Here is a 14,683-nt window from a genome sequence, read left to right as displayed (position 1 = left end):
TGACGCCTCTGACAAGGCGGTCGGCTGGCCGTCGTCAGGCGGCGTCAAGGCGTTTGTGCCGTAGTATGGTTCTGTTTTCAGCAGTCACGTGGAGAGACGTTCTCTGCCGAGTGGATTTGGGGTGTGACCTCAATCCTTGTTCTGCTCCTTGAGGATTTCGAGAGCCATATCGTAGATAGTGGTGTCGTCGAGTACCACGATGCCGCCATCGGGTCCCGGCTCGATATGAACTCCGGCGTTTTTGCCGAACTCATAGTTGCTTCCGCCGAAGTAGTTTCTTACGGTCTGTACGGTTATATTGAGCTTGTCGGCGATCTGGTGTGTCGCTCCGTCGGGCAGGCTGTCTTTGAGCTTGCGCAACTCATTGAATGTAATAGTCTTAGCCATAATAAAATGATTTATTGGTTAGAAGTGAATATTTTCTTGTTTGTTTTGTCTGCTTAAAAATAGCCCCAATATTTAATATGGCCAAATATTTTGCCGAAAATCCTGATATGTTTTAGAGCATAAAATCATATTTTCTCTACGGCTGTCGATTTGATCCATGCGCGGTGATTGTTGTCGATCTGCACGTCAAACCATTTTAAGCCAGTCGTATCGGAGCGTTCGGAAATCGAGTCGAGTATCTGGAGCTTCACACCTTCGTGCAGCAGCATGGCCTCTTCGTTGCGGTCTTTGGGCTCACGCGGCGAGGTGCTCAGTATGGTCGAGGGCACGATTATGACAGCGAGGTCGTGGGCAGTGGATATTTTGCGTGCTCTGAAGGCCGTCAGTATGGCTCCGACGGAGATCAGCAGCAGCAGTATTCCTCCGAAAAAACCGGCTTTTCTGATGATGACGGTGTCGGTGAGTATATACATAGCCACGCATGCCATGCAAAGGGCGAATATTGCGAATGCCGCCCATGCCCAGCCGTTGGGAGTGAGAAGGGTGGCAAATCGGTCGAAGGCGTTGCTCATGAATGAACCGCGCTCACCCTGTCGGTCGGCCAGACGGGCATTGACAAATTCCAGATTGGTGCGGGCGTCGGAAAAAGTCGGATCGATACGCAGTGCGCGTTCGTAGGCAAGGATGGCTTTACCCGGTGCGCCGAGCCGATAGTAGGAGTTGCCGAGATTATAATACAGTTCGGGCGAGGTGCCATACTCGTCTATCGCCTGACGGTAGAGTGCGGCGGCTTCTTCAAATCTGTCGGCGGAATATGCCGAGTCGGCCTGCTGGTCGAGTGTCCGGGCTGTAAGGCTGCTGGCAGAGAGTGTCAGGGCTGCTGACAGTGATATGATCTGAAAGATTTTCATTTTCTGAACTTGATATTTTCCATACTGTTGATGGCCTGTGAGGCTTTACGGTAGATGTCGGATGTCGACGGACGTGTGTCGGCCGGAGAGTAGCGTGCCATTTCGCAGTCGTCGAGCACCTCGCCGAGATTGGCTCTGACCTCTTCGGGCGCGCCGGCGTCAGCGAGCACGGTCATGATGTTTTCGCGGGTGAGCTGTGAGGCGGGTATGCCGAGCTTGTCGCTGAGATATCCCCAGATCGCTTTTAGGATCTCTTCATGGAATTTCTCGTCCTGACCGGTTTCCGAAAGGTGTTTGGCAAGCTTAAGCCGTCGGCGTGCCACCTTGTTGGCCTTGATCAGGCGGGTGCCCTTTTCGTCCGACGCCATGCGTGCGCGTTTGCCTCTTGCCAGTGCCGCGCCGGCCACACCGGCTACCATCAGCACCATCAGCGCCCAATACCACCATGTGCCGATCACGTAATTGCGATGCATGGCAGGATGCTTGTCGCCGGTCTTGATATGGAGTATGTCGGTGTTTTTGCTTTCGATATCCTTCTGTTCGGCCGATGCTGCCGCAGATGTGCCCTGAGCGACCTTGATGTCATAGACCGGAGTTGACAGTGTGACATACTGGCCGTTTGACGGGTTGAAATACACAAATCTGTCGCTGCCGATCTTGAACTGACCGGTGGCCTGTGGCACAAATGTGTATTCCACGGTCATTGTGCCGCTGACGTTGCTGCCGTTGACACGTGTGTCGTAATCGGTGTGAGGATTGTACAGTTCGAATTCCGACGGGAAGTCGATCTCAGGCTCTTTTACATATTTGATATTGCCGGTGCCGGTGACAGTATATATCAGCGTGGCCGGATCATTGGTGCGGAAGCTGTTGCCCACCAGACGGCTGTCGATGGTGAATGTTCCTACCGCTCCGCTGAATCCTTCGGGCTGCGGCGATGGAAGAGACTTGATCTCTATCGATGCGGAGTTGGAGCTGACTTTGATGTCGCGCTCCTGTGGCGTGCGCACGTTGAAAAAACCCATGTTGACATTGTCGTATTGCACCACGCTGATGTCGTAATTGCCCGAGTTGATGGTCAGGCGTCCGGATTTCTGCGGAAATATGATGCAGCGTTTGAGAAGTGCGGTCATATAATTCTGGCCGCGATAGTTTTCCACCTCGTTGAGCTGAGCCTGTATCGGAACCTCTTCTATGAGAAAACCGTCAAAGCTCGGTTGCTTCGTGGGCATGAACGATGAGATGGAATATTTGGTATAGAGCTTGATCGTACACTCGATTGCCTCCTGTTCGTAGGCTGTGCTCTTGTTGAGAATGATCCGGACAAACACGTCATCGGACTGTACGGTACGGTCGGAGCTTTGGGTGGAGATATCGTCGATGTTTACGGCCGGAGTGCCGTTTCCGGCATTTCCTTGTCCGGAGGAGGACGACTGTGAGTTGGCCACGATGGTGAGCTTGCGTCGCGAGGTCGACAACTGTCGTCCGTCGGCCTCTACGGAGGCCTCGCCGATAGTGACAGCACCCTCCTTTTCAGCGCGGTACACATAGGTGTAGTCGACTCTTGAATTGGAGCGTGTGCGGCCGTTGATCATCTCATAGCTCTGGCTTCTGCTCTCCGACGGTCCATAGAGCAGTTTGCATCCGGGGATCTCCGGGACACGCAGCGAGCGCAGGCTCGGATTGCCGTCGACAACCGAGTAGGTGATATAGAACTGTTCGCCGACCATAACGCGTTCGGGGGCTTTGACCTTGAACGCTACCTCGGCTCGCAGTCCGGCCGATGCGATGATCGTCAGCGCTATGAATGTCAGAAACTTTTTCATCATGCTTCGTGATAAGTCGTGTAAGTCTTATTATGTTGTCGGCCGAAATGTTCTCCGGCTGTAAGTGTCAGGAACAGATTCCGCGCGACAATGATTACCATGGATTGGTGACCTGCTTCTTTCGTGCGGCGGCAGCTTTTTTCTTTTCGGCCTCGACACGTTTGCGTGTGGTAGCCTCTTCGTTTTCCATCGCCTTCAATATCTTGTCGGCGTTGGAATTGCTCATTTGCTGTTGCTGCTGTTGCTTTTTCTGCTGATCTTTTTTGTCCTGCTGCTGTTGCTGATCCTGGTTCTGCTGCTGATCCTGGTTTTGCTGATCCTGATTCTGTTTATCTTGCTGCTGTTGCTGCTGGTCCTGATTCTGCTGCTGGTCCTGATTCTGTTTATCCTGATTATTCTGCTGGTCCTGCTGCTGTTGTTCAAGCTTTTTCTGGGCTATGCGCAGATTCTGGCGCGCCTTGTCGTCGTCAGGATTCTTGCGAAGCGAGTGTTTGTACATATCCACTGCGCCTGCAAAATCATTGTTGTTGAACGCTATGTTGCCGAGATTGTAGAATGCCTTGCCCGACAGATTGGTGTCGAATCCGTCTTTGCCGAGCTGCCGCAGGATTTCCGAGGCATCCTTGATGGGATTGTTTCCGCTGTTGGGATCGGCCGATCCGCTTTGGCGTATCAGTGACGCGGCAAGATTGAAGAGGGCAGTTTCCGACTGTGGCACCTCCTCCAAAGCTTTCCGGTATTTCACTTCAGCTTCGGCAAAACGCTTCTGACGGTAAAGACTGTTGCCTTCCCTTATGAGATTGCGTTCCTGTTTGGTGGTGGGAAGGATCTCTTGGTCACTGTCGGATGCACGGGCGGTAATGCCAAGCATTCCGGCCGCAGCCACCAATATCATAGCCAAAGTCTTATTTGCCGTTTTCATCTTTCTTTCCTGAGGTTTGTTTTGTGAAGAAGTTGATGTCGCGGAGCCACGATATCTTGCAGTAGGGGAGCAGTCCGTCGATCACAAGCATCATTATGGCCAGTATCGCGGCTATGGGGAACAGTTCGTTGGCGGCCGATGCGGCTGTGCGACGCTTGAACTCCGTCTTGCCAAGCTTGTCAAGATGGCTGTCAAGATCACCCACTACCGACGAAGATCCTCCCGAGAGATACACGCCGTCGCCCGCCTGAGCTATCTCTTTGGCCATAGACTCGTTGAGGGCGGTCATCACCACCTGACCTTGCTGGTCTTTGAGATATTCGCCTCCGCTCATGGGTATGGGTGAGCCTTTGCCGCCTCCTATGCCGATCACGTCGACCTGAATCCCTGCCGAGGCTGCGCGTCGGGCTTCCTCCACAGCATTGTCTTCGAAATTTTCGCCGTCAGTGATCACGATTATGGCCTTGCGGAAGTCACTGTCGGGGGTGAATGAATTGATGGCCATATCTATGGCAGCTCCTATAGCGGTGCCTTGAGTGGGCACCATATCGGTATTGATGCCGTTGAGAAACATTTTGGCCGAAATATAGTCGGATGTGATCGGGAGCTGTGTATAGGCATCTCCGGCAAAAACTATCAGACCTACCTTGTCATCGTGCATCTTGTCGATGAGCTTCTCCAGAATGAATTTGGCGCGCTGCAGACGGCTGACACCCCGGGGATCATCGGTCGATGACGCCAGCATCGAATTCGACACGTCGACGCATATCATCACCTCAATACCTCTCGACACCGTTTCCTCCTCTTTTTGTGAAGCAGTGTCGCCACCGGTAGTATAAGGCCGCGCCAATGCTATGATGATGAATGCCAGAGCAAGGCATTCGATTGTAAGCTTGATCCAGCCCATGTAGCGCGATGAGTCGGGCATCATTGCCCTGACCACCTTGAGCTGGCCGAAACGGCGCAACCGACGGCGCCGACTCAGACGGCTCTGGAAATATAATGCTGCTATCACTGGAATGGCCAGCAGCAGATATAGCAATTGAGGATATGCGAAGCTCAACATATTGTTTTACGCGTGTAGTGTGTTATGACTTTACGGGATAGTGCGGAGCACGGTGAATCGAAGCAGCAGCTCAAGTGCCAGCAGTGCGAATGCGATCCAGGCCCACATCATGTAGTTTTCCTCAGTGTGACTGAAATTGCGCACGTCAAGCACTGTCTTTTCAAGAGCGTCAATCTCGTCAAACACCTGCTTTAGGACATTGTTGTCGGTGGCACGGAAATATTTGCCGCCGGTTATGGAGGCTATGTCGCGGAGAGTGGCTTCGTCAATGACTACGGGAAGGTTCACATACTCGATGCGTCCGAACGCATTCTCCTGAGGGAACGGCGCCATGCCGTTGCGTCCGATGCCGATAGTGTACACCTTGATTCCGTATTTCTTGGCGATCTCGGCAGCCGTGACCGGAGCTACATTGCCTGTATTGTTCGATCCGTCGGTGAGCAGTATGATGCTTTTCGACTTGGCTTTTCCGTCTTTTATACGGTTGATGGAAGTGGCCAGACCGTCACCGATTGCCGTGGCGTCCTGAAGCATTCCCATTTTGATGTCGTTGATGTAGTTGACAAGAAGAGCCTTGTCGGTGGTCATGGGCACGGCAGTGAAACTCTCCCCGGCGAAGATCACTACTCCGATATTGTCGCTTTCACGTCCGCTGACAAACTGCGAGGCCACTTTCTTGGCTGCTTCAAAACGGTCGGGCTTGAAGTCGCGCGCAAGCATACTCGTTGATATGTCGAGCGCTATGACTATATCTGTGCCCTGAGTGTTGGAGGTGCTCCAGCGGTCGTATGCCTGCGGACGTGCAAGGATGACGATCAATGCTGCCAGACACAGTGCCCGCATGACGAACAGGCCGTGGAGAAGCCATGCGCGCAGCGGACGTCCGTTTTTTGCATAAGGCGCTATGATCGACACCGACATGGTGGCGTGCTTGCGGTTGCGGTTGAGTATATACCATGCCAGATACGGTATGAGCAACAGCAGAAACCATAGATATGTAGGATGTGCGAATTGCATTTGATCAGAAAGTCGTGTTAGATTATTTGATGTCTTCGGCTGTATCTTTCTCGGTGTCGGTCGGCAGGGGTTTTGTGTCCTCTACAAACTGCAGGGCCGAACGGAATGATGCGGCGTTGTCCTCGGGGAGCGGCCGTGCCTTGGCAAACTTTACGAAGTCGGCTATCTCAAGCACACGGCTCATGTATTTTTCAGGCATTCGCGTCTCCTCATTATTGCGCAATGACTTGACTATCTGCGATGAAGTCATCTCCATTGCGTTGATGCCGAAACGGGTGTCGAGATAGCTGCGAAGTATGTCGGTGAGTCGTGTATAGTATTCCTTCTCCTGACCCTTGTCGCATAGATTCTCTGCGCGCAGAGTTTCAAGACGCTGCATGGCGAGTTCGTAGGGCGGGACAGGTTTTTTCGCAGGTACGAGCGGCAGCCGTCCCTGCTTTATCCATTTGAAATAGATATACAGGGCAGCACCGATGACGAGCAGTGCGAGCAAAATCCACAGGCCATAGTCGGTCATCCAGTCGGGGAGGAAGTCAAAGAAATGGCGAGGCGGATTCTGGGCGTCGTAATAGTCATGGATCGTGGATAGCGAATCAATGGCCACCGGCATCACTTTCAGGGCGGGGCGGTTGCTTTCGGTCACTTGCCCGTCCTGCACGAACAATACCGGAGGCAGAGTGTACAGTCCCGAATCAAAAGCCTGGAGTATCACCTCCTGACGCAGCTCTTTGTTGCCGTTGCCGAGATCGGTCACAAGCGGTTCACCCACTTTGGCCACCTCCACTTCACGCCAGAGAGTGTCGGGGAGCATGATACCTCCCGTTTCGTCGATTTTTCCGGTCACTTCCACATGAAGAGGCGTGGTGCGCCCCATCTCTATATAGGCCGAGTCGAGTGCTACCCTTACTTTGACCTGTGCGGTTGCCGCGCCTCCTGCCCCTATGGCTGCAAGCAGTATTGCGGTTAGGAGTATCAGTGGTTGTCTTGCCGAAAGATTCATGTCTTTATGGTTGGGAATGTAATGTTGGTGGGTGTGGAGTGTGATCTGTCGTCCGGATGCTTGTGGTGATGATTCCTGACGCATCATGCAGCGGTTGCCGCACTGCGCGCTGTCATCTTACGCCACGCCGTTGGAAAAGAGCCATTAATGCGCGCACGTAATCCTCATCGGTGGCAATCGAGGCTATGTCGACTCCGCTGTGACGCATCGTTTCAGTCATTTTCTGTTGGCGGTCATACCACCATTTGCTCAATGCCTGCCGTGTGCGCTTCGACGAAGTGTCGAGCCATCGTTCGCCTCCGGTTTCGAGATCTTTCACACGAATCAGTCCTATATCAGGAATCTGGGTGTCACGTTTGTCGAAAACCTGTATGCTTATCAGATCGTGCTTGTTGGCGGCTACCGACAGTGATGTACGGTAGGATTCGGCATCATCTATAAAGTCGGAGATGACAAAAGCGGTGGTGCGCTTTTTAAGAGCATCGGTAAGATATCGCAAGGCTCCTCCTATATCTGTGCCTTTGCTCTCAGGAGAGAAGTCGAGCAGTTCACGGATGATGAAGAGAATATGTTTCCGGCCTTTTTTGGGTGGGATAAACTTCTCTATTTTGTCGGAAAAGAATAACACACCGATCTTATCGTTGTTCTGTATGGCCGAGAAAGCGATCGTGGCAGCGATTTCGGCTATCATCTCACGCTTTTCCTCGCCTAAGGCTCCGAACAGACGGCTTCCGCTGACATCGACAAGAAGCATCACTGTCAGCTCGCGTTCCTCCTCATACACTTTTACATACGGGTGGTTATGGCGCGCAGTGACGTTCCAGTCTATGTCGCGCACATCGTCGCCATACTGGTATTCACGCACTTCAGAGAAGATCATTCCACGACCTTTGAATGCGGTGTGATACTCTCCGGCAAAAATATTCTGGGAGAGTCCGCGGGTCTTGATCTCGATCTTCCTGACTTTTTTTATGAGCTCGGTAGCTTCCATCAATCAGTCGGTAGGATAGTGAGTGTCGTGTGGAGTTTCTTCGCGTCAGGGCACTTCGACCTTGTCGAGTATCTCCGATATGATCTCGTCGGAAGTGATATTGTTGGCTTCGGCTTCATAGCTGAGCCCGATGCGGTGGCGCATCACGTCGTGACACACTGCTCTGACATCCTCGGGTATCACGTAGCCTCTCTGACGCAGGAAGGCGTAGGAGCGGGCGGCTTTGGCCATGCCGATTGATGCGCGGGGAGATGCTCCGAAAGAAATGATGCCGCTGAGATCCTTCAGATTGTAGTCTTCCGGACGACGTGTGGCAAACACTATATCCACAATATAGCGTTCGATCTTTTCGTCAAGATATATCTGTTCTACGATCTTCTGGGCGTCGAGAATCTCTTCGGGACGCAGAAGTGGTTTGACTTCGATCTTGCGCGGTGAGATGTTCTGGCGTATGATCTGGCGTTCGTCGTCCTTGCTGGGATAACCTATGATCACCTTGAGAAGGAAACGGTCGACCTGCGCTTCAGGCAGGGGATATGTGCCTTCCTGTTCGATAGGATTCTGTGTGGCCATCACCAGGAACGGCTCGTCGAGCTTGAATGTCTGTTCGCCTATGGTCACCTGTCGCTCCTGCATGGCTTCGAGCAGGGCGCTCTGCACCTTGGCCGGAGCACGGTTGATCTCGTCGGCCAGTACGAAGTTGGCGAAGATCGGGCCTTTCTTTATCTGGAACTGCTCTTTCTGCACACTGTAGATCATCGTGCCGGTGACGTCGGCAGGAAGAAGGTCGGGAGTGAACTGTATGCGGCTGTAACGGGCGTCGATCACCTGGGCAAGTGTCTTGATGGCGAGTGTCTTGGCCAGACCGGGGACGCCTTCAAGAAGCACATGGCCATTGGCCAGCAATGCTATCAGCAGAGAGTCAACAAGATGCTTCTGCCCAACGATTGTCTGATCCATCCCTTTGGTGATGAGCTGTACGAAATCGTTCTTGCTCGCCACGAGGTCGTTCAACTCTCTGATGTTAACGGATTCGCTCATAAGATGTTTTGCGGCTTTGTTAAGTGGTTAGTTCGTATGTGAAGTCTAAAATCTGATTGCGTGGCCACTGTACGTGAGCAACAATGACCTACGCAAAATTATATATTATAACACCCGGGAGCGGCTAACGGTGTGTTAAATTTAGCTATTATAGGTTTATTCTTACAAACCTTTTAATTATTTCACAAATATTGGATGTTGTTCGGGCTGTCATTCGGTAATGACCGGAGAGTTTTCAGTTAGCTCGGTCTCAATCGTTTGAGGCTGACCAGAGGTGTGTACGAAATACATCACATAGCAGCATAGCGCCAAAGCACCTATGGCCAGTCCGACGATTAGTCCGACTATGAATCCTTTGCCGAATCCGTTGTCAGCAGCTGCGTCGTCAACGTCCGTGCTCACCATGTATTCTTCATGAGTATCCTCGTTATCAGTCGTATCGGCGTTGTCGGTCAGGAACCCTATCTCGGCCGGATACGCTTCAGATGTGGGTTGCAGGCTGTCGTTGGAGACAGTTTCGTCCGTTTCGGCTGTTTCGTCGGCGTCAATAAATCCTGGTGTGCTGTCGGACTCCGTTTCGGCGATAATCTTTGTCTGGACTGTGATCTCTTCCTCGACTCCGGCCGCATCTGCGGCAGTCGGCTCTTTATGCATCACAGGCTGCTGCTCGCAGGCTGCGACAGTTTCAGCGGTTGCAATCTCCGTGTCTGTCACTGCCTCTGGCAGTGGTTCTTCTGTCAGGACCTCCTCTGTCGCCGCATATACGTGAAGGGGCGTTTCCTCTTCTATGTCTTGTTCGGTCGTGACGGAAGCTGAAGTATCAGCCGGAATATCGTTAAAGTCGCTTTCAGTTGCCTCTTCGGCAAGTTCTTCAGGCTCAAACATGGCGAAAGGGGCGTTGATTCTTTCAGCCCACGCATCCGCCGGGCTGAACTCTACCGGATCCGCCGGATTGTCCGACAGAGAGAATGTGCCGAGGCCTTTCACCTCCACTTTTCGTCCTTCGTGGAGTCCTTCGGCGATGAGTTCAAACAGACGTTTGATCAGAGTTTCCATTTCGGCCGAACTGCGTCCGGTGGTTTCAGCCACTCTGTCGGCGAGTGCCCGCAAAGGTATCTTTTCGTTCATCAGTTAAGGGATTTGCGGAGCACAACGCTCGATTTGAATTCTACGGTAATGGATGGAGGTATCAGCATACGGCGTCCTTCATCATCGGTATCGATGTGTTCATCGGTCTTTACCGACTGGAATGTGCCGAATCCAGGTATCGCCACCGAATCGCCCTGGGCGCAGAAATCGCCCAAAGCATCGACGATGGCCTTCACTTCAGCCTCTATGACGTCGACATTGTGGCCGCTCTCCATTGAGAGCTGTGTTTCGAGTGATTTGGTGTCAGTCATTTTATTATTTCTTTGATGGCATATCGAGGACGGTGTTTGACCTCGATAAAAATCTTGCCGATATATTCGCCGACGATGCCGAGCGCCATAAGTATGAGGCTGCCCAGAAACCACACCGAAAGCATGAGTGAGGTCCAGCCCGGTTCCACGTCGTGGTGAATCCATGAAAGCAACACGTATATGGCTGTGGCGATATCAGCGATCAGCAAGCCGAGCCCTACATAAAAAATCATTCTGATCGGACGCGACGAGAATGAAGTGATGCCGTCGACCGAAAAACTCAGCATTTTTTTGAGAGGATATTTTGATTCGCCAGCCACACGTTCGTTACGGTCATATTCCACTACGGCTGTGGTCAGGCCAATCTGAGGCACAATGCCTCGCAGGAAAAGATTGCTTTCGCCGTATGACGAAAGCAGTTCGAGCGCTCGTGCGCTCATAAGCCTGTAGTCGGCATGATCATATACGGTATCGAGTCCCATGCTGTGCTGAAACCGATAGAAGCCTCGCGCCGTGGTGCGCTTGAACCATGTGTCGGACTGACGGCTGCGCCTGACACCGTAGACAATTTCTGCACCCTCGCGGAAGCGCTTCACCATCTCTATCATGGCCCGTGGGTCATCCTGCAGGTCGGCATCGATGCTTATGGCCGCGTCACACTCGTTTCGGACTGTCATCAGGCCGGCGAGCAGAGCATACTGATGTCCCCGGTTGTGGGCGAGCGACAGTCCCCTGACCATCGGATTGGAAGCGTGCAGATTGCGGATTGTGCGCCATGTGGCGTCGCGGCTTCCGTCGTCGCAACACATTATGTAACTGTCGGACGACACCAGACCGTCGCCGACCATAGATCCGATGATATCTGTCAGCCGTGCGACAGTCAGCGGCAGTGCCTCCTCTTCGTTGTAGCAGGGGATCACTATGGCCAGACGTGTGCTCTTGCCTGACGTAATGTCGGTCGAACTCATTGCGTGGGGAATTATACCTGCGACCCTTCTGCAGGTCGCAGGTAGTGTTTACGTTGGTGTTGAATCAGTAGTTGCGGGCAAAGATCACGCGCTGCTTCGACGGACGTCCGGTCACCATGCATACTCCCGGAGTCGTGTCGCCGTCAAGGGGAATGCAACGGAGTGTGGCTTTGGTGTCCTCTTTAATCTTAAGCTCTGTTTCGGTTGTGCCGTCCCAATGTGCGAGGATAAATCCGCCCTTCTCGATCTCTTTCTTGAATTCGTCGTAGGTATCCACGGTGCGTGTCATTTCCTGCCGGTGGGCAAGAGCTTTCCTGTAGATATGGGTCTGTATCTCTTCGAGCAGAGCCTTTACGTGGCCGGCTATGCCTTCGAGCGGGGCTTCGCTCTTCTCGAGCGTGTCGCGGCGCATGATCTCAACGGTGCCTTTTTCTATGTCGCGCGCTCCGACTACCAGACGCACAGGTACGCCTTTAAGCTCGTAGTCGGCAAACTTGAATCCCGGGCGGCGGTTGTCGGCATCGTCATATTTCACGCTGATGCCCATCTCCTTGAGCTGGAGCAGGATCGGTTCGATGTGTGAGCTGATCTGCTTGAGCTGTTCGGCGTTTTTATAGATAGGCACTATCACTACCTGTATGGGGGCGAGGTGGGGCGGAAGTACGAGGCCGTTGTCGTCGGAATGGCTCATTATCAGCGCTCCCATCAGGCGAGTCGACACTCCCCATGAGTTGGCCCATACATATTCGGGCTGGTTGTCCTTGTTGACAAACGTCACGTCGAACGCCTTGGCGAAATTCTGGCCGAGATTGTGCGACGTGCCGCTCTGGAGGGCTTTGCCGTCCTGCATCATAGCCTCGATGGTATAAGTGTTGACAGCTCCGGCAAACCGTTCGTTGGCCGATTTGACACCCTTGATTACCGGCATTGCCATATACTTTTCGGCAAAGTCGGCGTAGAGGTTGATCATCTGCACTGTGCGCGCTTCCGACTCTTCGGCTGTCGCATGGGCGCAGTGGCCCTCCTGCCAGAGGAATTCAGATGTGCGGAGGAACATGCGCGTGCGCATCTCCCAGCGCATAACGTTGGCCCACTGGTTGCAGAGTATGGGCAGATCGCGGTAACTGTGTATCCAGTTGCGGTAGGTGCCCCATATTATTGTTTCCGATGTCGGACGCACTATAAGTTCCTCTTCGAGGCGCGCGTCAGGATCTACAATCACTCCGCGTCCGTCAGGATCGTTTTTCAGACGATAATGGGTCACTACGGCGCACTCTTTGGCAAAGCCTTCCACATGTTCGGCTTCACGACAAAGAAAAGACTTTGGTATCAGCAGAGGGAAGTAGGCGTTCTGTACGCCGGTTTCCTTGAACATCCGGTCGAGTTCACGCTGCATTTTTTCCCAGATGGCATAGCCGTAGGGCTTGATGACCATGCATCCTCTCACCGGCGACTGTTCGGCAAGGTCGGCTTTTATAACGAGGTCGTTGTACCATTGCGAATAGTTGTCGGCTCTCTTGGTGAGGTCTTTGAGTTCTGTTGCCATTTTCGTATGTTAAGATGATATGTTGTTTTGTTATTTCAATTGTCCTTTATACGCCTCGTCGATCAGCTGCGGCCCTGGTATGAAATACACCTCCAGCCGTCGGTTGAGCGCGCGGTTGTCACGAGTGTTGTTGTCGGCCAGCGGCATGGTGGACGACATTGCGAACGGTATGATGATGAGGTTTTCCTGAATCTGTCCGGATTCGACTGCAAGCATGAACCAGTCGTAGACCGAATTGAGGCGTGAGGTTGAGAGTTCATCGCGGTAGAGCTCTGATCCGGTGTCGTCGGTATGCACGGCCAGCACAATCTTGTACATCATCGGATTCTTCATGTGTGGCAGCAGCGGTGCGAGCAAAGCGGTGCCTTCGGTGGTGAGCATGGTGTCGTTGGGCAGGAAGAGATCGTCGGTCGGAAATGTGACAAGCACCACCTCGTCATCTCTCACAAGATCCACGGTCACTTTATTCTTCAGCTGTTCGGCAAGGGCTCTTATGGTTTTCTTTACTCCGCTTTTTGCTTTTTTATGTACTTCTGGAGTAGAGATGTTGGGCAGAAAATCCATATCCATGTAGGCCTCTTCTGTAAATCCCTTGTAAGGATCGGTGTAGCGGTTCTCTTTCTTTTTGAAAAACTGCGCTTCGGCATCCATGGGCCATGCGAGCAGCGCTACAAGTGCCACCGCCGTCAGAAAACGGGCTGCGAAATTACTGGTCGAGAGAGTTTTCATAGTCTATCTCGGCTTCGATGAGCGGTGCGATGTCGTCATCGTTGATCTTTGATTCCTTGTCTTTGCGGAGCATGCGTCGCGCGTAAGCCACAAGATCGTCGAGCACAGCTTCTTCATCGTCGATCTCTTCGTCGGCATCTATATCGAGCAATCCGTTCTCTTCATAGAAGTCCCAGATGATGTCGATGAGATTAAGCAACTGGTCGTCATCATAGGCTTCGGCGCGCCGGCCTATGGCTTCGCGCATATATTCTATGGCTTTTGTTTCGTCGAACTCCATGTGGCAGGGGATTTTTAGACTATTTAATGGATTCTTTATCTGTATAGCGTCTGTCAAAGTGATTCGATTCCGTCAGGAGCGTCAAAAGTGATAATCTGTCTGTCGGGATCAATATCGGTTATGAATTCATCGGCAAGCGGCATGTAGACGGTGCGGTCATTATCGGCGTGAATGATCGCGAGCACATTGATAGTGCTGTCCTCTATTCCGTCGATGACACCTATCGCAGTGCCGTCGGGCTTGACGGCCTTGAATCCTATTAGATCGGATGCGTAGAATCCGTCGTCGCTCTCGTCGGTCATTTCGGCCATGTGTTCGCGCAGCGCATATACTGTCTTGCCGTTGAATTCGGCCGCGGCAGTGTCGGACGTTATGCCTTCGATGGCTATTATATACGACTCGCGCCCTTTCTGACGGACGTTTTCAATGAAAAAAGGCACATAGATCCCATCTATATCCATTACGATGCATTCGGTGCGTTCGATATCGATCCGGTCGTCACGAAGGTTGATCACCATTTCGCCCTTAACTCCGTGGGGCTTGATGATGGCTCCTATGGCGGTGAGTTCGCTTGCCTTGATCATGTAGTCTGTTTTTGC

The 14,683-nt window shown here is 52.5% G+C and carries 16 protein-coding genes; all 16 read right to left on the bottom strand.

Translation table 11 applies throughout. The annotated features are described in order from the left end of the window. Positions 1 to 129: 129 nt before the first annotated feature. A complete protein-coding gene (locus C5O24_RS00430; RefSeq protein ID WP_107034875.1) occupies positions 130 to 387 on the bottom strand; it encodes a DNA-binding protein in 258 nt (85 codons plus the stop codon). Between the two features lie 125 nt (positions 388 to 512). Continuing rightward, positions 513 to 1,298, bottom strand: coding sequence for a tetratricopeptide repeat protein (locus C5O24_RS00425; RefSeq protein ID WP_107034874.1), 786 nt, complete (start codon positions 1,296 to 1,298; stop codon positions 513 to 515). Beyond that, on the bottom strand, positions 1,295 to 3,127 hold the full coding sequence (locus tag C5O24_RS00420; RefSeq protein WP_107034873.1) for a BatD family protein: 1,833 nt from the start codon (positions 3,125 to 3,127) through the stop codon (positions 1,295 to 1,297). Before C5O24_RS00420 ends, C5O24_RS00425 begins: the two co-directional genes overlap by 4 nt. 91 nt (positions 3,128 to 3,218) lie before the next feature. Then, on the bottom strand, positions 3,219 to 4,046 hold the full coding sequence (locus C5O24_RS00415) for a tetratricopeptide repeat protein (protein ID WP_107681326.1): 828 nt from the start codon (positions 4,044 to 4,046) through the stop codon (positions 3,219 to 3,221). Beyond that, on the bottom strand, positions 4,030 to 5,112 hold the full coding sequence (locus C5O24_RS00410; RefSeq protein WP_107681325.1) for a vWA domain-containing protein: 1,083 nt from the start codon (positions 5,110 to 5,112) through the stop codon (positions 4,030 to 4,032). The genes C5O24_RS00415 and C5O24_RS00410 overlap by 17 nt, the downstream gene beginning before the upstream one ends. 30 nt (positions 5,113 to 5,142) lie before the next feature. Then, the gene (locus tag C5O24_RS00405) at positions 5,143 to 6,129 is read right to left on the bottom strand and encodes a vWA domain-containing protein (protein WP_107681324.1); all 987 of its coding nucleotides are present in this window, start codon (positions 6,127 to 6,129) and stop codon (positions 5,143 to 5,145) included. A gap of 22 nt (positions 6,130 to 6,151) precedes the next feature. After that, positions 6,152 to 7,216: a cell wall anchor protein gene (locus tag C5O24_RS00400; protein ID WP_133165416.1), complete on the bottom strand. Its 1,065-nt coding sequence runs from the start codon at positions 7,214 to 7,216 to the stop codon at positions 6,152 to 6,154. 25 nt (positions 7,217 to 7,241) lie between these two features. Next, positions 7,242 to 8,120 carry a DUF58 domain-containing protein gene (locus tag C5O24_RS00395; protein WP_107034868.1) on the bottom strand — a complete coding sequence of 293 codons (879 nt, stop codon included), beginning with the start codon at positions 8,118 to 8,120 and terminating at the stop codon, positions 7,242 to 7,244. A gap of 45 nt (positions 8,121 to 8,165) precedes the next feature. Next, complete coding sequence (locus C5O24_RS00390; RefSeq protein WP_107034867.1) at positions 8,166 to 9,161, bottom strand: AAA family ATPase; 996 nt, start codon at positions 9,159 to 9,161, stop codon at positions 8,166 to 8,168. Between the two features lie 210 nt (positions 9,162 to 9,371). Continuing rightward, on the bottom strand, positions 9,372 to 10,289 hold the full coding sequence (locus C5O24_RS00385; protein ID WP_107034866.1) for an HU family DNA-binding protein: 918 nt from the start codon (positions 10,287 to 10,289) through the stop codon (positions 9,372 to 9,374). Next, positions 10,289 to 10,561 carry an HU family DNA-binding protein gene (locus tag C5O24_RS00380; protein WP_107034865.1) on the bottom strand — a complete coding sequence of 91 codons (273 nt, stop codon included), beginning with the start codon at positions 10,559 to 10,561 and terminating at the stop codon, positions 10,289 to 10,291. The genes C5O24_RS00385 and C5O24_RS00380 overlap by 1 nt, the downstream gene beginning before the upstream one ends. Next, the gene (locus C5O24_RS00375; RefSeq protein ID WP_107034864.1) at positions 10,558 to 11,529 is read right to left on the bottom strand and encodes a glycosyltransferase family 2 protein; all 972 of its coding nucleotides are present in this window, start codon (positions 11,527 to 11,529) and stop codon (positions 10,558 to 10,560) included. Before C5O24_RS00375 ends, C5O24_RS00380 begins: the two co-directional genes overlap by 4 nt. 64 nt (positions 11,530 to 11,593) lie before the next feature. Next, the gene (gene proS / locus C5O24_RS00370) at positions 11,594 to 13,075 is read right to left on the bottom strand and encodes a proline--tRNA ligase (protein WP_107034863.1); all 1,482 of its coding nucleotides are present in this window, start codon (positions 13,073 to 13,075) and stop codon (positions 11,594 to 11,596) included. A 30-nt stretch (positions 13,076 to 13,105) separates the two neighbouring features. Beyond that, the gene (locus C5O24_RS00365) at positions 13,106 to 13,804 is read right to left on the bottom strand and encodes an OmpA family protein (RefSeq protein ID WP_107034862.1); all 699 of its coding nucleotides are present in this window, start codon (positions 13,802 to 13,804) and stop codon (positions 13,106 to 13,108) included. Further along, positions 13,782 to 14,084 (bottom strand): hypothetical protein, encoded by a 303-nt coding sequence (locus C5O24_RS00360; protein ID WP_107034861.1) that lies wholly within the window; start codon positions 14,082 to 14,084, stop codon positions 13,782 to 13,784. Before C5O24_RS00360 ends, C5O24_RS00365 begins: the two co-directional genes overlap by 23 nt. A 53-nt stretch (positions 14,085 to 14,137) precedes the next feature. After that, entirely contained in the window at positions 14,138 to 14,668 is a 531-nt protein-coding gene (gene rimM / locus C5O24_RS00355; protein ID WP_107034860.1) for a ribosome maturation factor RimM, read from the bottom strand. Between the last annotated feature and the right edge of the window lie 15 nt (positions 14,669 to 14,683).

Origin of the sequence: Paramuribaculum intestinale (assembly GCF_003024925.1) — a bacterium.
GTDB classification, from domain to species: Bacteria; Bacteroidota; Bacteroidia; order Bacteroidales; family Muribaculaceae; genus Paramuribaculum; species Paramuribaculum intestinale.
The sequence above is the reverse complement of the archived record's forward strand: the minus strand, read 5'-3'. Positions and strand labels throughout refer to the sequence as shown.